Genomic DNA, 17,072 nt, shown 5'->3' on the forward strand with positions numbered 1-17,072 from the left:
CGCGCTGATGATACTTCGCGAAAAGTAAGTCAAACTCGCAGCCGTGGCAAAAGGGAATTTGCAAATGGGCGCCGCCAATCGTAGAAGCGGTCAACAAACCCCAGGAGATAAGAATGCGGCCTTCAGGCAGAAAAATCGACCAGATGCGCAAGGTCTCGTTCGAGCGCAATTTTTCCAAGCATGCGGAAGGTTCCTGCCTGGTGAAATTCGGCGATACGCATGTGCTCTGCACGGCCAGCCTCGAAGAAAAGACGCCGCCATGGCTGCGCAATAGCGGCAAGGGCTGGGTCACGGCTGAGTACGGCATGCTGCCGCGGGCGACCGGCGAGCGCATGAAGCGCGAGGCGGCCGCCGGCAAGCAGGGCGGCCGCACCCAGGAAATCCAGCGGCTGATCGGCCGGTCGCTGCGCGCCGTCGTCGACCTGCAGGCGCTCGGCGAGCGGCAGATCACCCTTGATTGCGACGTCATCCAGGCCGATGGCGGCACGCGGACGGCCGCGATCACCGGCGGCTGGATCGCGCTTTACGACTGCCTGAAATGGATGGAAAGCCGCAACATGATCAAGGTCGACCGGGTCCTGAAGGATCATGTCGCCGCCATCTCCTGCGGCGTTTTCGCCAGCCAGCCGGTGATCGATCTCGATTACCTCGAGGATTCCTCGGCCGAGACCGACGCCAATTTCGTCATGACCGGCGCCGGCGGCATCGTCGAAATCCAGGGAACGGCCGAAGGCACGCCATTTAGCGAAGAGGAATTCACTTCGCTGATGGGTCTTGCCAAGAACGGCATCGGCGAACTCGTCGCCCTGCAGAAACAGGCGATTGCGGGATGAACCCCATGCTGGAAGGCATGCTGGAAACGGCGCTTTATGCGCGCGATCTCGATGAGGCCGAGGCGTTCTACGAGAGCGTCCTCGGGCTTGAAAAGATCACCCGCGCCGCCAACCGGCATGTCTTCTTCCGCTGCGGCCCCGGCGTTCTATTGATCTTCAATCCGGAGGAAACCGTGAAGCCGCCGTCGCCTGACGCGCTGCAGGTGCCGCCGCATGGCACGACCGGACAGGGCCATGCCTGCTTTCGGGTGTCCGGCCGCAACATCAATGCGATGGCCGAACGGCTGACGGCGGCCGGTGTGGCGATCGAATCCGAGGTGCATTGGCCGAATGGCGGCCGCTCCATCTATTTCCGCGATCCAGCCGGCAACAGCCTGGAATGCGCGGAGGCTAAAATCTGGGGCATCGAATAGGATATCTGAATGCGCAAGCTCGAAACGAAGACCATCGTCGTCGCCAGCCACAATGCCGGCAAGATCCGCGAGATCCAGGAACTGATCGGACCGCTCGGCTTCACCGCCAAATCGGCGGCCGAGCTGAATTTCGTCGAACCTGACGAAACCGGCACCAGCTTCGAGGAGAATGCGACGATCAAGGCGGTGGCCTCCGCCAATGCAGCCGGCATGCCGGCGCTGTCGGACGATTCCGGGCTGGTGGTCGATGCGCTCGGCGGCGATCCCGGCGTCTACACCGCCAATTGGGCAGAGACATCGGACGGCACACGCGATTTCGACATGGCGATGGCGAAGGTGGAAAAGGCGCTGCAGGATGCGGGCGCGAGCAAGCCGGAACAGCGCACCGCGCGTTTCGTCAGCGTGCTCTGCCTCGCCTGGCCGGACGGCCATACCGAGCTCTTCCGCGGCGAAGTGGAAGGCAATGTCGTCTGGCCGCCGCGCGGCACGCAGGGCTTCGGCTACGATCCGGTCTTCCAGCCGGAAGGTTACGGCGTCACTTTCGGCGAGATGAGCGGCGAGGAAAAACACGGCTGGAACATCGGCAAGCCGCAGGCGCTGTCGCACCGGGCGCGTGCCTTCAAACTCTTTGTCGAAACCTGCCTGGAGGCATAAGGTCGCGAAGTGGACAATTTCGACACGCCAGGCTCCTCGCGCGATGCTGCGCTGCTGCCCGATACCGGCGAGCCCGGTTTCGGCGTCTATGTGCATTGGCCCTTCTGCGCGGCGAAGTGTCCTTATTGCGATTTCAACAGCCATGTGCGCCATCAGCCGGTGGATCAGGAGCGCTTTGCAGCAGCCTTCCTGAAGGAGATGGCGGCGATCCGGGCTATGAGCGGGCCGAAGACGGTGACGAGCATCTTCCTCGGCGGCGGCACGCCGTCGCTGATGAAGCCGGAAACAGTCTCCGCCATTCTCGACGGCATTGCCCGGCACTGGCACGTGCCCGATGGTATCGAGATCACCATGGAGGCCAATCCCTCCAGCGTCGAGGCCGATCGCTTCCGCGGTTACCGGGCGGCCGGCGTCAACCGCGTCTCACTCGGCGTGCAGGCACTTGATGATCGCGACCTGAAATTTCTCGGCCGGCTGCATGATGTCGCCGACGCGCTGAAGGCGATCCGGCTGGCGCGCGACATTTTTCCGCGCATGTCTTTCGACCTCATCTATGCCCGGCCGCACCAGACGGTTGAGCAATGGGAAAGGGAGCTGAAGCAAGCGATCTCTTATGCGGTCGATCATCTTTCGCTCTATCAACTCACCATCGAGGAAGGCACACCGTTTTACGGCCTGCACAAAGCAGGCAAGCTGATCGTGCCGGATGGCGAGCAGTCGGCTGTGCTCTACGAGGCGACGCAGGAAATCACCGCGCGCGAGGGCATGCCGGCCTATGAGGTTTCCAACCACGCCCGGCCGGGCGCCGAAAGCCGGCATAACCTCACCTATTGGCGTTACGGCGATTATGCCGGCATCGGCCCCGGCGCGCACGGCCGGCTGACGCGTGGCCCCGAGAAGATCGCGACGGCGACCGAGCGCAAGCCGGAAGCCTGGCTCGACATGGTCGAGCGCGACGGCCACGGCATTCTTGACGAGGAGCGGCTCGGCTACGAGGAACAGTCCGACGAACTGCTGCTGATGGGGTTGCGGCTCAGGGAAGGCGTCGATCTTGCCCGCTGGCAGCAGCTTTCCGGCCGTGACCTCGACCCGAAGCGCGAAGAGTTTCTGCTCGAACACAAATTCATCGAGCGGATCGGCAATTCACGGCTGCGCTGCACGCCGGCGGGCATGCTGATCCTCGATTCCGTCGTCGCCGATCTCGCCTGCTGACATCTGACAACGGATTGTTTCCAACGCGGCGATGACATCAACGCCGCGTTGGAAAACAATTCTCAGCCGTGGCTGGTGGCGCCGGCCTTGAACAGGCTGCCGGTCGGCGTCTTCAAGAACATCTCCAGCGGAATATGCTCCTGGTGCAGGAAGCCGGTCGCCGGCAGCAGGCCGTCGCGGACCATTTCGATAACGGCAACGACGGAGGCTGACGTCGTCCAGGCGATCGCCGTGCGGCGTGCACCGGCAATCTCGATCGGGTAATAGGCGCGCACGAACTCCTTGCGGCGCAGGCTGCCGTTCTCCGTGCCCTCGGCGGCGACATGGACATAGACAACATCGTCTTCAACCGGCGGCTTGGCATTGGTCAGAATCTCGCCGGCGAGCTTGCGCTTGTCGCGCATCAGAAGCTCGTGGAAGAAGAAGTTCATCAGTTCCATGTGACCGGGATAACGCATGGTCTTGTAGTCGAGATTGTCGATCTTGCCGAGCATGGTGTCGCACATGGTGCCGAGGCCGCCCGAGGTCGTGAAGGCTTCGAGCTTGACGCCGCCGACATAGACGGTCTCGTGCCATTCCATCGGCGAGACCAGCTTGCGCACGCCGCCTTCGATGACCTCGCAATCGTTCAGATATTCGTTGACGACGCCTTCGGGCGACCAGTTGAAGGCATAACCCAGCAGCCCCGTCGGATGCTGCGGCAGGGCGCCGACGCGCATGCGGATCGAACGGCAGCGATCGAAGCCGTCGGCAAGGCTGGCGCCAACGATGCCGACGAAACCCGGGGCCAGGCCGCATTGCGGCGCCATCAGGCCGCGGGCGGTCTTCGACAATTCGATGATGAAATTGGTGGTGGGAACGTCTTCGGTCAGGTCGAAATAATGAATGCCGGCGAGATGGGCGGCGCGCGCCAATTCGATGTTCAGATGGTAAGGCAGGCAGGAGAGCACCGCCTCGACATTCGACAACAGTTCGCCGACCACTTGCGGGTCCGAGATATCGCCGGCGCGGCACTTGAAGGGAACGTCGCTCAGCGGCAGTTGCGCATCGACGCCGATGACCTCGAAACCACCTTCATGCAACAGCGTCGCCGCCAGCCGTCCGACCTTGCCCAGGCCGAGAACGGCGATCTTTCTAAAACTCATTTATGATCCTCCCATGCGCCCTCTTCGGCGCTTCAGTCTTTGCCCGGCACACGCCGCTCCAAATCGGGCATGCACGGGGTGGCCGGAGGTATAGAATAAAAAGCTCATAAAGCAAAACGGCCGGAATCGCTTCCAGCCGTCAACGTTTTCCGAAAATCGGGTCGTTATTCGTTGATCAGCCGCTTCAGAAGCTCGACCTCATGCGACAGCTTGGTGTCTCCGGAAATCAGCTCTTCGATCTTGCGCACGGCGTGCAGCACGGTCGTGTGATCGCGCCCACCGAAACGGCGTCCGATCTCGGGGAAGGAGCGCGGCGTCAGCGTCTTCGACAGATACATGGCGATCTGGCGCGGCTTTACGATGACGCGGGTGCGGCGGTTCGAGACCAGTTCCTGGCGCGAGACATTGTAGTGCCTCGCGACGATGCGCTGGATATCCTCGATACGCACGCGGCGGGGTTCGCCGGAGCCAACGAGATGGGCGAGCAGTTCGTCGACGCGCTCGATCGACAGGTTCGGCTCGAAGGAGCGGCGGAAGACCAGCTGGTTGAAAGCCCCTTCCAGCTCGCGGCCGCTGGCCGTGACGTTGCGGGCGACGTGCTGGAGCAGTTCGGCCGGAATTTCGAGCGACGGATCTTCAAGCCGGGCCGCAGCAAGGCGACGCCTGAGGATCTCGAGGCGCATCTCGTAATCCGGCGCGTCGAATTCGATCGCGACACCGCCCTGCAGGCGCGAGCGCACACGCGGGTCGAGCGATTCCAGCTCCCAGGGGGCGCGGTCGGCGGCGACGACGACCTGCTTGGCGCTGTCGAGCAGCATGTTGAGGAGATGGCAGAATTCGTGCTGGATCATCTTGCCCTGCAGGAACTGCATGTCGTCGATGATCAGGAGATCGATGTTGCGCAGCGAATCCTTCAGCGTCAGCGCATCATTGTCGCGGATCGCGGTGGCGAAGCGCCACATGAAATACTCGGCCGTCAGATAGACGACGCGCAGCGCCCGCGGGTTCTGCACCGCCGCATTGGCGATCGCCTGCAACAGGTGGGTCTTGCCGAGGCCGACCGTCGAATGGATGAACAGCGGATTGAAGCGCACGGCGCCGGAACCGGCCTCGGCGATCGTCTTGGCGGCCGCAAGTGCGACGCGGTTCGAGCTGCCTTCGACGAAGGTGTCGAAGGTGAAACGGCTGTCGAGCGGCGAACCGAAGAGCGGCGCGCCAAAGCTTGCGGGCCTTGCCGCGGCAACGGAGGAAACCGCCTGCTGGACGGCCTGGCCGGCCGGCTGGGCGCTTGCGGGGCGGCGCGCCTGGGGGCAACGACCGGCTCGGGCTGAACCGCCTCATCGAGCGCCTTCGTGCCGCTGCGCGTCGCAGTGCGCACCAGGACTTCGATCTTCAGAATTTCCGGATCCTCGGCCTGGAACAGACCGGTGATGAGATCGAGATAACGATTGTTGATCCACGACTTCAGGAAGGTGGTGGGAACCGACAGGCGAACCACGCTCTTCGACACCGAATGCAGCTTCAGCCGGGCGAACCAGCTGGCATAGACGTCAGGGCCGACCTGGGCCTTCAAGCGCGCGCTGACGCGCTCAAACAAGATGCTGTGCTTCATTTCCGCCTTTGCTTCTCCCCCTTCGAGGCGAATGGAGCCAAACGCCTGCGGTGCCACATCCCCATTGTCGGGCCCGCCCGCCGTCATCGTATTCATCTGCATAATGCCGCCTTTCAATTCCACCGGGCGGCTTCCGCTAAAATAGCCGCCCGATTATTCCCCGCTTTGGCGAGCTGACGGCATCCTCATGAAGCCGCTTACCTGCCGGTTCACTCAAACATGGCGCAGAACACCGTTGCAGGGACCGCGTTCATGCGGCAACCTTCACCGGCTTTCCGTGCCAGGCTGGCGGTCGATCCTCGTTTTCGACCGATCAGCCCGTACGCAATATTACTTTAACCTTCTCCGGCGACCTCGCCTTAAACGTGTGGCCACTGAAGGCACAAAACATCCCTGCCCGTAACAGCCACGTTACGGCCCAAATCCGTCGAGTGCTTGAAAAAACGGAAGCGCAAGGCTCCGTAACAAATGGCACAAACTTATCGCCCTGCCGACGTGGCAGTTAAGACCGAGCCTCTACAGGTGATGTCCGCGCCCTCTGTTGGAAGCCATTTAGGCAGGATCAAAAGGCAATATCAACGATGAATTTTACGCAAAATTAAGAAGCGGGCATTGACTCCGCCTGCCCTTTTCGGGCGTCACACCACCGTCAAAAAAGAATCGCTTTTGAATCAAGGAGATTCCCCGTTCGGGCTATTTGGACACGCATGGAAAGAAAAAAATAAAAATCTTCTTGACTTCCCCCTGGTCCCGGAACGTCGGGTCAGAGTTCGCGTGGCGTGAAAGCATCCTTGCGCAAGTGTTTGTTATCAAACAATTTTTCCTGTCATGGCGCTGACACGAAACAGTCGCAGGATTAACCATAGAGGGGCTGATCGGCGGAATCAAAAAGCCCGGTAAAATTACCGGGCTAATCATAACGAGGAAGTTCTTAACGGAAGATTACGCGGTCGCGGTGACCGAAAGAGCCTTCACACGAGCGGCCAGGCGCGAGACCTTGCGCGATGCCGTGTTGGCATGCAGCACGCCCTTGCTGGCGGCGCGGGCAAGCTCGGGCTGAGCCGCCAGGAAAGCTTCCTTCGCCTTGGCGGCGTCACCGGATGCGATGGCCTCTTCGACCTGGCGAACGAAAGTACGAACGCGCGAGCGACGAGCCTTATTGACGTCGGTACGGCGGGCGATCTTGCGGGTCGCTTTTTTCGCCGAAGTTGTATTGGCCATGGATGCCTCTCTCAAGAATTCGAACAAACTCCGCCATTACCGCGGGCCCTGCGGCCACAAAATCCAGCAATGCGGGAGCAATCGCGGAAAACCAAACCGGCTTTCCGAACCGTGGGCGGGCATATAACTCTAAAGCCGGCCCACGTCAACGCGGATTTTCAAGCTTTGCAGCCGGAACCGCCGAAAAGCGTTCAACGGTGCTTAAAAGCCGGTTTGCGCTTCTCGACGAAGGCCGCCATGCCTTCCTTCTGGTCGTCGGTGGCAAACAGACTGTGAAACAGCCGGCGTTCGAAGCGGAGCCCCTCCTCCAGCGTGGTCTCGAACGCGCGATTGACCGCCTCCTTGGCCATCAGCACCGAAGGCTGAGAAAGCGAGGCGATCTTTTCCGCCGCCGCCAACGCGTCGTCGAGCAGACGCTCGGGCGCCACCACACGCGAAACGAGTCCCGAGCGTTCGGCTTCGGCCGCATCCATCATGCGGCCGGTCAGGATGAGATCCATTGCCTTCGCCTTGCCGACGGCGCGCGTCAGCCGCTGCGAGCCGCCCATGCCGGGGATGACGCCGAGGGTTATTTCCGGCTGGCCGAACTTCGCCGTTTCCGAAGCGATGATGAAATCGCACATCATGGCGAGTTCGCAGCCGCCGCCGAGCGCAAAGCCGCTGACGGCGGCGATGACCGGCTTGCGGGCCTTGGCGACCTCATCCCAGCCGCTGATGAAATCACTCTTATAGATATCGGCGAACTGAAGCGCCTGCATCTCCTTGATATCGGCGCCGGCGGCAAAGGCGCGTTCCGAACCGGTGATGACGATCGCGCCGACCGCCTCGTCGGCATGGAAGGCGGCATAGGCCTCCTTCAACTCCTTCAGGACGGTGGAATTCAGCGCGTTCAGCGCCTGCGGTCGGTTCAGCGTGACGAGGCCGACATTGCCTCGGGTTTCGACGATCAGGGTCTCATAGGCCATGCTGTTCTCCCGTTCTTACTTCTGGCAGGTGGCGCAATAGAAGGTGGAGCGGCCCGCCTGGACGATGCGGGCGACCGTACCGCCGCAGCCGGGCGTGCGGCAAGCCTGACCTTCGCGATCATAGACGGAGAAGGAATGCTGGAAATAGCCGAGCGATCCGTCGGTCTGGATATGGTCGCGCAGCGAGGATCCGCCGGCGGCGATGGCATCGGCAATGACATGGCGGATCGAGGCGACGAGCAGGTTGAGCTGCTCCTTCGGCCGGCCGCCTGCCGTCACCAGCGTGCCGGCGGCGCGGATCGGCGAAAGATGGGCGCGCCACAGCGCCTCGCAAACATATATATTGCCGAGACCGGCAATATTCTTCTGGTCGAGCAGCGCACTCTTCAACGGCTGCGCCTTGTCGCGGAAGCGCTCGGCGAGATAGGCGGCGCCGAGCTCGTTTCCCGTCGGCTCCGGGCCGAGATCGCGGAAGAAGGGATGGGCGGCAAGATCGGCGCGCCCCACCATATCCATGAAGCCGAAACGGCGCGGATCATTATAGACAACGCGGCGCGGACCGGCTGGACTTTCCAGATGAAAGACGACGTGATCGTGCTTCTCGTCCTTCGAGCGGGCATGGTGGAATTCGCCAGGCGTGGCCGCGCCAGCGCCCTCCTCGATGCGACCCTCCTCGATCCGAAAAGAGCCGGACATGCCGAGATGGGAAATCAGCGTGTTGCCATCGTCGAGATCGACCAGCAGATATTTGGCGCGGCGGCCAAGGCTGACGATGGTGCGGCCGGAAACCCTGTCGGCGAAAGCGTCGGGAAAGGGAAAGCGCAGATCCCCACGGCGCAGCTCAAGCCTGGCAATACGAGCCCCCTCCATCGCCGGCGCCAGGCCGCGTTTTACCGTTTCGACTTCTGGCAATTCCGGCATCTTAACCCATCTGTATCTAACGTGTTTCAACCGAGGACGATGTGCGCTATAGCGCCAGTGGTCCGCGGAGAGCGCGGCCCAGTGATAACGTCGCGCGCGGTCTTTCGCTATGGCCTGCGCGGCTGAATATCGAGGAACGGAGCAGTCTGATGCCTGAAAGCCGCACTTCCGCCGATGGCGGCATGGAGACCTCCTACGGCTTCCGCGAGGTGCCGGGCGGCGAGAAGCAGGACCTGGTCAACCAGGTGTTCCACAAGGTCGCCAAGCGCTACGACATCATGAACGACGTCATGTCGATGGGCATGCACCGCGCCTGGAAAGACGCGATGATTTCGGCGCTGAACCCGCGCAAGGAGCAGGGCTACAAGGTGCTCGACGTTGCCGGCGGCACCGGCGACATCGCCTTCCGCATCGTCGAGGCCTCGGGCCGGCAGGCGCATGCGACCGTGCTCGATATCAACGGCTCGATGCTCGGCGTCGGCGCCGAGCGGGCGGAAAAGAAGAAGCTTTCCGGCAATCTCACCTTCGTCGAGGCGAATGCCGAGGAACTGCCCTTCGAGGCGGCGAGCTTCGACGCCTATACGATCGCCTTCGGCATCCGCAACGTGCCGCGGATCGATGCCGCACTGTCAGAGGCCTATCGCGTGCTGAAGCGCGGCGGACGGCTGCTGGTGCTCGAATTTTCCGAGGTCGACATGCCGCTGCTCGACAAGATTTATGACGCCTGGTCGTTCAATGCCATTCCGCAATTCGGCAAGGCGATTACCGGCGATGCCGAACCCTACCAGTATCTGGTGGAATCGATCCGCAAATTCCCCAACCAGGAGAATTTCGCGGCGATGATCCGTCAGGCCGGCTTTTCCCGCGTCACCTACACCAACTATACCGGCGGCATCGCCGCGCTGCATTCCGGCTGGAAGCTCTGAGGGAATGAGGGAAGCAAACACCAACCTCGGCCGGCGGGGCACTGCAGCATGAGCACGTTCGGGGCCTATTTCCGCCTTTGGCGCGTCGGCTGGGTGCTCGTGCGTGAGGGCGTCGTGTCAGCTCTGCCGTCCGAAGGCCTGCCGCCTCCGGTGGCGCTCGCCAAATCCTTCGTGACGATTTTCGAGCGCAGCAAGGCGCGCCATCAGAAGCGCAGCGACCGGTTGGCGCATGCCGTCGAGCGGCTCGGCCCCTCCTATGTGAAAATCGGGCAGTTCCTGGCAACGCGGCCTGACGTGGTCGGCGTCGAATTCGCCAACGACCTGTCGCAGTTGCAGGATCGGATGGCCTTCTTCCCTCGGCTGCCGCCAAGGCCAATATCGAAGGCTCGCTCGGGCGGCCGATCGGCGAACTCTATGCGAGCTTCGGCGAGCCGATCGCCGCCGCCTCGATCGCCCAGGTGCATCCGGCCGAAGTCGAAACATCCGAGGGCCGCAAGAAGGTCGCCGTCAAGATCGTGCGGCCCGGCGTGCGCCAGCGTTTTGCTCATGACATCGAGGCGATGTACCTCGTTGCCCATATGCAGGAGCGTTTCCTGGCCTCCAGCCGACGGCTGCGGCCGGTCGAGGTGACGAAGACGCTGGAGCAGACGACGAAGGTGGAGATGGATCTTCGCCTCGAGGCGGCCGCCCTCTCCGAAATCGCCGAGAATACCGAAAAGGATCCCGGCTTCCGCGTGCCGAAGGTCGACTGGGAGCGCACCGGGCGCGATGTCATCACCATGGAATGGATCGACGGCACCCGCATGTCCGACGTCGAAGGACTGCGCGCGGCCGGCCACGATCTCAACCTGCTTGCCGACACGCTGATCCAGTCCTTCCTGCGCCACACGCTGCGCGACGGCTTCTTCCATGCCGACATGCATCCGGGCAATCTCTTCGTCGATGCGGACGGCATGATCGTTGCGGTCGACATGGGCATTGTCGGACGGCTTGGCAAAAAGGAACGGCGGTTCCTCGCCGAAATCCTCTATGGCTTCATCACCCGCGACTATATCCGCGTCGCCGAGGTGCATTTCGAGGCGGGCTATGTGCCGGGCCACCACAATGTCGAGAGTTTTGCCCAGGCGATCCGGGCGATCGGCGAGCCGATCCATGGGCAGCCGGCCGAGACGATCTCCATGGGCAAACTCTTGACGCTGCTGTTCGAAGTGACCGAACTCTTCGACATGGCGACACGGCCGGAGCTGGTAATGTTGCAGAAGACCATGGTGGTGGTCGAGGGCGTGTCGCGCATGCTCAACCCGCGCTTCAACATGTGGAAAGCCTCCGAGCCTGTCGTCGGCGACTGGATCCGCACCAATCTCGGCCCGAAGCGGATCGCCACCGACCTCAAGGATGGGCTGAAGGCGGCGGTCAAACTTGCCGAAGCCGTGCCGGAAATTGCGGCGAAGACCGAAAAATTCCACCACCAGCTTCTGCACATGAGCGAACACGGCTTACGCTTCGACGCGCAGACGGCTGAGGCGATCGGCAAGGCCGAGGCGCGACACAACCGCTCGGCCAGGATCGCCCTTTGGGTCATTGCATTGACGCTTCTCTATATTGCCTGGATGCTGAGCTGATCCATCGGTAAAACATGCTGTGTTCGGCATTTAGGATATCCCATGCGACCGAGGGCTCGCTTAGTCTCGCCGTTAGAGCATGATGCCGAAGTGTAAGCGGTTTTCGGGCGACATCATGCTCTAGCTCTTTAATTTGGAACGGGATTCAGATTTTCGGCCGGACCGGCCTAAGATCATCCTGTTCTAGGAGATATGGCACATGCAGCACGAACGCCCTGGCATCGAACTTTCCGGACGGCCGCTCGGTTTTGCCGAGATGGTGACGATCGGTGCGGGCAAGGCGACGATTTCGGCTTCGGCCACCGGCATGGCGCGCATCGCCATTGCCCGCGAGATCGTCGAGGATGCGATCGCCTCCGGCATGCCCGTCTACGGCTCGACGACTGGCGTCGGCGCCATGAAGGATGTGGAATGGTCGGCCGACGAACTCGACACCTTCAATCTCGGCCTGGTGCGCGCCCATCATTTCGGCACCGGCACGCCGTTTTCCTGCAATGTCGTCCGCAATGCCATGGCGATCCGCGTCAATACGGCTCTGACCGGCCAGGTCGGCTGCACGCCGGAGTTGATCGAGGCCTATATCACCATGCTGAAAGCCGATCTCATCCCGGTCGTGCGCCGCACCGGCTCGATCGGCTGCGCCGATATCGGCCTGATGGGGCAGATCGGCGCGGTGCTGACCGGGGTCGGCGAAGCGATCTATCGCGGCAACCGCATGCAGGCAGCGGAAGCCTTCCGGGCGGCCGGGCTGGAGCCGGTGCGGATGGCGCCGCGCGACAGCCTCGCCTCGCTCAGCATCAATGCGGTAAGTTTTGCCGCGGCGGCGGAAACGACGCGCAATGCGGCGGCCTCGATCCGGATCCTGCTGGCGACGGCGATGATGGCGGCCGGTGCGCTCGGCGCATCGCGTGATCCGTGGAAGGCGGTCCGCCATGTCGGCACCGCGCGCGAGGCGCTGATCGGCGCCTGGCTCTGCAACGCATCCGATGACTGGAACTGGCCTGTTGCAACGCATGTGCAGGATCCGCTCAGCCTGCGCATGATTGCCCAGGTGTTCGGTGCGGTCATCGAAAACCTGCTATCGACCGGCCACAAAATCCTTGCCGCCACCGGGCGTTCGGACGACAATCCCGTGGTGGTCGAAGGCCGGGTGATGACCTCGGGCGGATCGCTTCCGCTCGACGTGACGATCCTGCTCGAATCGGCCGCCCTCTGCATGGCGCATGCGGCGCGCAACGCCTTCAACCGCTGCGTCATTCTCGGCAACGGCCAGCGGCGCGACCTGCCGGTCAATCTCGTGCCGCCGGGGCGGATCGCCACCGGATTCGGGCCGATCATCAAACTTGCCGGCGAGATTTTTTCGCGCGTGCTGTCGATGTCCAATCCGGTGTCGGCGCAGTCGCTGGTGGTGGCGGCCGGGCTGGAGGACGAGGCGGCGTTCCTGCCGCTGGTCATCGAGCGCTTCGAGCGGCAGATGCAGGCGTTGAAGCGCCTGGCGGCGCTGGAGGCACTGCTCTCCGCCCAGGCGATCGACATCCTCGGCGATGAACCGAAGGGCGTTGCCGCCATGCTCTACGAGGTCGTGCGCAAACATGCGGATTTCTATATCGTGGACCGGCCGCTTTCGGCTGAGGTGGAGGCAATCGAGGAGGAGCTCGGCTCGGACGACTTCCTGTCGAGACTGACTGCACAGGTTCCGATCGCCTCCTTCGACGATTTCTTTGCGCTCGGATCACTGGAGCATATCGAGGAGCGGCTGACCCGCCACGAGGCGCAGGCAATCTGAACTCAGCTTTTTGGAGGAGCCGACATGGACTTCGATCTCGTTCTGCAGGGCACGGTGGTGCTGCCGGACCGCATTGTCGAAGCGGGTTATGTTGCCGTGCGCAACGGCAAGATCGCCGAGGTCGGCCTCGGCGTGCCGCCTGCGGCGCGGGAACGCCACCTGCTCGGCAAAGCACTGATCCTGCCTGGCGCGATCGACGCGCAGGTGCATTCGCTCTCGCAGAAGGACCAGGAGGATTTCATCTGGTCGACGCGGTCGGCAGCGGCCGGCGGCGTGACAACAATCGTCGATATGCCCTATGACGAGGGCGATCTTGTCTGCTCGGCGGCGGCGGTCAAACGCAAGATCGACCATGCCGGGCAGCAGGCGCGCGTCGACTTCGCGCTTTACGGCACCGTCGACCCGGAAGAAGGCCCGGCGCGGATCGGCGAGATGGTCGAGGCCGGCGTTGCGGCGTTCAAATTCTCGACCTTCGGCACCGATCCCAAGCGTTTTCCGCGCATTCCGCCGACCCTGCTCGACGCCTGTTTTGCGGAGATCGCTCCGACCGGGCTGACGGCAGGCGTACACAATGAGGATGACGAGGCGGTGCGCAGCTATATGGCTGAGGTGAAGGCAAGCGGCGTCACCGACTGGCGGGCGCACGGCCTGTCACGGCCGCCGATCACTGAGCTGCTGGCGATGCATACGATCTTCGAGACCGGTGCCGTGACCCACTGCCCGGCGCACGTGGTGCACTGCTCGCTCGGGCGCGGCTACGATATCGCCCGCGCCTATCGCCGCGACGGCTTTGCGGCGACGGTCGAATGCTGCATCCATTATCTGACGCTCGACGAGGAAAACGACGTGAAGCGCCTCGGTGGCAAGGCGAAGATCAATCCGCCGGTGCGGCCGCGCGCCGAGGTGGAGACGCTCTGGCGGAAAGTGGCCGAGGGCGATGTCTGGCTGGTCTCGACCGATCACGTCAGCTGGTCGGAAAACCGCAAGACCAATCCCGACATGCTCGCCAACGCCTCCGGCGTTCCCGGCCTCGAGGTGATGGTGCCGCTTTTCGTCAAAGGTGCCGTCGAACGCGGCATTCCGCTGACCTGGGCAGCCAGGCTGATGGCGGAGAATCCGGCCAGGCATTTCCGGCTCGACCATATCAAGGGGGCGCTGACGCCGGGCAAAGATGCCGATATCACCGTGCTCGAACCGAGGGACAGCGTCTATGACGCTGCGGCAAGCGGCAACAATGTCGTCGGCTGGAGCCCTTACAACGGCATTCGCCTGCCCTGGACCGTTTCCGCCACCTATCTCAGGGGTGAAAAGATCGCCGAGGGCGGAAAGGTGCTGGCCACACCCGGTACCGGGCGCTTCGTACGGCCGCTGCCGCGCCAGCTTATTGCGGGAGTTGAAGCATGAGGCGCAATCTTCCCGTCAATGCCGACCGGATCGCTGGAGATATCGAGGCGCTGGCCGGGATTACCGAGCCGGGGCATCCCTGGACGCGGCGAGCCTTCTCGCCGCTCTTTCTCGAGGGCCGGGCCTATATCGAAGCGCGGATGAAGGCGGCGGGACTGGAAACGCGGATCGATGCCGCCGGCAATCTGGTCGGCCGGCGGACAGGCCGGAAGCCGTGGCTCGGCACGATCATGGCCGGCTCGCATTCCGACACGGTGCCGGACGGCGGCCGCTTTGACGGCATTGCCGGGGTAATTGCGGCGCTGGAGGTGGCGCGCGCGCTACGCGATCAGAATATCGAGCTCGATCACGATCTGGAAATCGTCGATTTCCTTGCCGAGGAGGTGAGCATCTTCGGCGTGTCCTGCATCGGCAGCCGCGGCATGACCGGCCAGTTGCCGGAGGCCTGGCTTTCGCGCGTCAGCGACGGACGCGACCTGGCCGAGGGCATCGCGCAGGTTGGTGGCCGACCTGACGTGCTGATGCAGCAGAACAGACCCGATATAGCAGGCTTTCTGGAGCTTCATATCGAACAAGGCCCGGTGCTCGAAGCCGAAAAGGAGGACATCGGCATCGTCACCGCGATATCAGGCATTACCCGCATCGAGATCACAGTCGAAGGGCGGGCCGACCATGCCGGCACGACGCCGATGGACCGGCGAGCGGATGCACTGGTGGCGGCATCACAGCTGGTGCTCGACATCCGCAACGCCGCTGCAGAACTTGCCAAAACGCCGGGCCATTTTGCAGCAACGGTCGGTGAATTCAGGATCGAGCCGAATGCCGCCAATGTCGTGCCGTCGAAGGTGGTGCTGCTGATCGATGGCCGTGCCGAAATCCGCGCCGACATGGAGGCATTCTGCCGCTGGCTCGACGGCCATGTCGAAAAGCTGGCGGGGGCCTACGTCGTGGCGATCAAGACCCCGAACCGGGTTTCCGACAATCAGCCGACGCCTGGCGATGCCGGGCTGCTATCGACCTTGGAGGCTGCCTGCGAGCGGGTCGGCGCGAAACACCGGCGCATGGCCTCCGGCGCGGGGCACGACACGGCCTGGATCGCCAAGGTGGCGCCGGCGGCGATGATCTTCGTGCCCTGCCGGGAAGGCCGCAGCCATTCGGCCGACGAGTGGGCTGAGAACGACGATATCGCGCTCGGCGCCGCCGTGCTGTTCGAGGCGGTGCGCGAGATGGACAAAAGCTTGAATCAGGAGAAGGCGAATGGGACGCATACTCGTTGAGAAGGACGTGGAAGCTGCCGTCAAGGGCGGCTCCGTCTATGCGGCCGGCGGCGGCGGCTGGGCCGATCACGGACGGATGCTTGGGTTTGCCGCCGTCAATGTCGGCAAGCCGGAGCTGGTCTCGATCGACGAGCTGAAGGACGAGGACTGGATTGCGACTGCAGCCGCGATCGGCGCGCCGGCCTCCACCACTCCCTGGGAAATGCAGGGCATCGACTATGTGAAATCGGTGCAATTGTTGCAGGAGGCGCTGGGCGAAAAGCTTTCCGGGCTGATCATCGGCCAGAACGGCAAATCCTCGACCCTGAACGGCTGGCTGCCGTCAGCAATCCTCGGCACCAAGGTGGTCGACGCGGTCGGCGATATCCGCGCGCATCCGACGGGCGACATGGGCTCGATCGGCATGGCCGGTTCGCCCGAGCAAATGATCCAGACCGCTGTCGGCGGCAATCGCGCCGAGAATCGTTACATCGAGCTGGTGGTGAAGGGGGCGACGGCGAAGATCTCGCCGGTGCTGCGCGCTGCTGCCGATCAATCCGGCGGCTTCATCGCCAGTTGCCGCAATCCGCTCCGCGCCTCCTATGTCCGCAGCCATGCAGCACTCGGCGGCATCTCGATGGCGCTTGCGCTCGGCGAGGCAATCATCGCGGCGGAGAAGCGCGGCGGATCTGATGTCATCGACGCGATCTGCAAGACGACGGGCGGACATATCCTTGCCGAAGGAATCATTACCCGCAAGGAGGTCGTCTACACCAAGGAAGCCTTCGACATCGGCACGATCACCGTCGGCGCGGGCGGAACATCGGTGACGCTGCATGTGATGAACGAATATATGGCGGTGGACGATGCGGATGGCAAAAGGCTTGCGACCTTCCCCGCGGTGATCACCACGCTTTCACCGGAGGGCGAGCCGCTGAGTGTCGGCCAGCTCAAGGAGGGCATGCATGTCTTCATTCTGCATGTGCCGATGGATATCATTCCGCTGTCGGCAAGCGTGCTCGATCCGACCGTCTATCCCGTCGTCGAAAAGGCGATGGGGATCGAGATCGCACGTTATGCATTGGCGACGAAGGCCTGAGCC

At 62.9% G+C, this 17,072-nt stretch carries 13 protein-coding genes and 2 pseudogenes; 10 read left to right on the plus strand and 5 right to left on the minus strand.

The features are described 5' to 3' along the window. The first annotated feature begins 113 nt into the window (after positions 1–113). From rph to hemW, 4 genes are read left to right on the plus strand one after another with little or no spacing between them, the layout of a single operon-like run. Positions 114–833 (plus strand): ribonuclease PH, encoded by a 720-nt coding sequence (gene rph, locus MF410_RS17315; protein ID WP_097624644.1) that lies wholly within the window; start codon positions 114–116, stop codon positions 831–833. Next, positions 830–1,246, plus strand: a complete 417-nt coding sequence (locus MF410_RS17320; protein ID WP_097624643.1) for a VOC family protein — start codon at positions 830–832, stop codon at positions 1,244–1,246. Before rph ends, MF410_RS17320 begins: the two co-directional genes overlap by 4 nt. Before the next feature lie 9 nt (positions 1,247–1,255). After that, positions 1,256–1,900 carry an RdgB/HAM1 family non-canonical purine NTP pyrophosphatase gene (rdgB, locus tag MF410_RS17325; protein WP_097624642.1) on the plus strand — a complete coding sequence of 215 codons (645 nt, stop codon included), beginning with the start codon at positions 1,256–1,258 and terminating at the stop codon, positions 1,898–1,900. A gap of 9 nt (positions 1,901–1,909) precedes the next feature. Then, positions 1,910–3,112: a radical SAM family heme chaperone HemW gene (gene hemW, locus MF410_RS17330; RefSeq protein WP_097624641.1), complete on the plus strand. Its 1,203-nt coding sequence runs from the start codon at positions 1,910–1,912 to the stop codon at positions 3,110–3,112. A 62-nt stretch (positions 3,113–3,174) separates the two neighbouring features. Here hemW and MF410_RS17335 read toward each other — a convergent pair whose 3' ends face one another. The 5 genes and pseudogenes from MF410_RS17335 to mutM all read right to left on the minus strand — a co-directional run bounded on the left by MF410_RS17335 (position 3,175) and on the right by mutM (position 8,976). Next, entirely contained in the window at positions 3,175–4,257 is a 1,083-nt protein-coding gene (locus MF410_RS17335; protein ID WP_003589021.1) for a saccharopine dehydrogenase C-terminal domain-containing protein, read from the minus strand. A gap of 164 nt (positions 4,258–4,421) precedes the next feature. Further along, positions 4,422–5,869, minus strand: a pseudogene (gene dnaA / locus MF410_RS17340) (chromosomal replication initiator protein DnaA). Positions 5,870–6,811: 942 nt separating this feature from the next. Next, positions 6,812–7,090, minus strand: coding sequence for a 30S ribosomal protein S20 (rpsT, locus tag MF410_RS17345; RefSeq protein ID WP_003570835.1), 279 nt, complete (start codon positions 7,088–7,090; stop codon positions 6,812–6,814). A gap of 191 nt (positions 7,091–7,281) precedes the next feature. After that, positions 7,282–8,055 (minus strand): enoyl-CoA hydratase, encoded by a 774-nt coding sequence (locus tag MF410_RS17350; RefSeq protein WP_097624639.1) that lies wholly within the window; start codon positions 8,053–8,055, stop codon positions 7,282–7,284. A 15-nt stretch (positions 8,056–8,070) separates the two neighbouring features. Further along, positions 8,071–8,976, minus strand: a complete 906-nt coding sequence (gene mutM, locus MF410_RS17355; protein WP_097624638.1) for a bifunctional DNA-formamidopyrimidine glycosylase/DNA-(apurinic or apyrimidinic site) lyase — start codon at positions 8,974–8,976, stop codon at positions 8,071–8,073. A gap of 149 nt (positions 8,977–9,125) precedes the next feature. Between mutM and ubiE the strand changes: the two genes are divergently transcribed. The 6 genes and pseudogenes from ubiE to MF410_RS17385 all read left to right on the plus strand — a co-directional run bounded on the left by ubiE (position 9,126) and on the right by MF410_RS17385 (position 17,069). Further along, positions 9,126–9,902, plus strand: coding sequence for a bifunctional demethylmenaquinone methyltransferase/2-methoxy-6-polyprenyl-1,4-benzoquinol methylase UbiE (gene ubiE, locus MF410_RS17360; protein ID WP_097624637.1), 777 nt, complete (start codon positions 9,126–9,128; stop codon positions 9,900–9,902). A gap of 48 nt (positions 9,903–9,950) precedes the next feature. After that, a pseudogene (gene ubiB / locus MF410_RS17365) lies at positions 9,951–11,524 on the plus strand (2-polyprenylphenol 6-hydroxylase). A 199-nt stretch (positions 11,525–11,723) separates the two neighbouring features. After that, positions 11,724–13,310: an aromatic amino acid lyase gene (locus tag MF410_RS17370; RefSeq protein ID WP_097624635.1), complete on the plus strand. Its 1,587-nt coding sequence runs from the start codon at positions 11,724–11,726 to the stop codon at positions 13,308–13,310. Between the two features lie 24 nt (positions 13,311–13,334). Beyond that, positions 13,335–14,714: an amidohydrolase family protein gene (locus tag MF410_RS17375; RefSeq protein WP_239619912.1), complete on the plus strand. Its 1,380-nt coding sequence runs from the start codon at positions 13,335–13,337 to the stop codon at positions 14,712–14,714. Beyond that, the gene (locus MF410_RS17380; RefSeq protein WP_130670213.1) at positions 14,711–15,991 is read left to right on the plus strand and encodes a Zn-dependent hydrolase; all 1,281 of its coding nucleotides are present in this window, start codon (positions 14,711–14,713) and stop codon (positions 15,989–15,991) included. Before MF410_RS17375 ends, MF410_RS17380 begins: the two co-directional genes overlap by 4 nt. Next, the gene (locus tag MF410_RS17385; protein ID WP_130695754.1) at positions 15,972–17,069 is read left to right on the plus strand and encodes a DUF917 domain-containing protein; all 1,098 of its coding nucleotides are present in this window, start codon (positions 15,972–15,974) and stop codon (positions 17,067–17,069) included. The genes MF410_RS17380 and MF410_RS17385 overlap by 20 nt, the downstream gene beginning before the upstream one ends. Positions 17,070–17,072 lie beyond the last annotated feature (3 nt).

Origin of the sequence: Rhizobium sp. C104, assembly GCF_022354505.1 — a bacterium.
Taxonomy (GTDB): domain Bacteria; phylum Pseudomonadota; class Alphaproteobacteria; order Rhizobiales; family Rhizobiaceae; genus Rhizobium; species Rhizobium redzepovicii.

What these genes read in the sequence shown, in the direction of transcription:
- rdgB (WP_097624642.1), top strand. Translation starts at nt 1,256, where the DNA reads ATGCGCAAGCTCGAAACGAAGACCATCGTCGTCGCCAGCCACAATGCC.
- MF410_RS17380 (WP_130670213.1), top strand. Translation starts at nt 14,711, where the DNA reads ATGAGGCGCAATCTTCCCGTCAATGCCGACCGGATCGCTGGAGATATC.
- MF410_RS17370 (WP_097624635.1), top strand. Translation starts at nt 11,724, where the DNA reads ATGCAGCACGAACGCCCTGGCATCGAACTTTCCGGACGGCCGCTCGGT.
- rpsT (WP_003570835.1), bottom strand. Translation starts at nt 7,090, where the DNA reads ATGGCCAATACAACTTCGGCGAAAAAAGCGACCCGCAAGATCGCCCGC.
- MF410_RS17385 (WP_130695754.1), top strand. Translation starts at nt 15,972, where the DNA reads ATGGGACGCATACTCGTTGAGAAGGACGTGGAAGCTGCCGTCAAGGGC.
- MF410_RS17375 (WP_239619912.1), top strand. Translation starts at nt 13,335, where the DNA reads ATGGACTTCGATCTCGTTCTGCAGGGCACGGTGGTGCTGCCGGACCGC.
- MF410_RS17335 (WP_003589021.1), bottom strand. Translation starts at nt 4,257, where the DNA reads ATGAGTTTTAGAAAGATCGCCGTTCTCGGCCTGGGCAAGGTCGGACGG.
- rph (WP_097624644.1), top strand. Translation starts at nt 114, where the DNA reads ATGCGGCCTTCAGGCAGAAAAATCGACCAGATGCGCAAGGTCTCGTTC.
- MF410_RS17350 (WP_097624639.1), bottom strand. Translation starts at nt 8,055, where the DNA reads ATGGCCTATGAGACCCTGATCGTCGAAACCCGAGGCAATGTCGGCCTC.
- mutM (WP_097624638.1), bottom strand. Translation starts at nt 8,976, where the DNA reads ATGCCGGAATTGCCAGAAGTCGAAACGGTAAAACGCGGCCTGGCGCCG.
- ubiE (WP_097624637.1), top strand. Translation starts at nt 9,126, where the DNA reads ATGCCTGAAAGCCGCACTTCCGCCGATGGCGGCATGGAGACCTCCTAC.
- MF410_RS17320 (WP_097624643.1), top strand. Translation starts at nt 830, where the DNA reads ATGAACCCCATGCTGGAAGGCATGCTGGAAACGGCGCTTTATGCGCGC.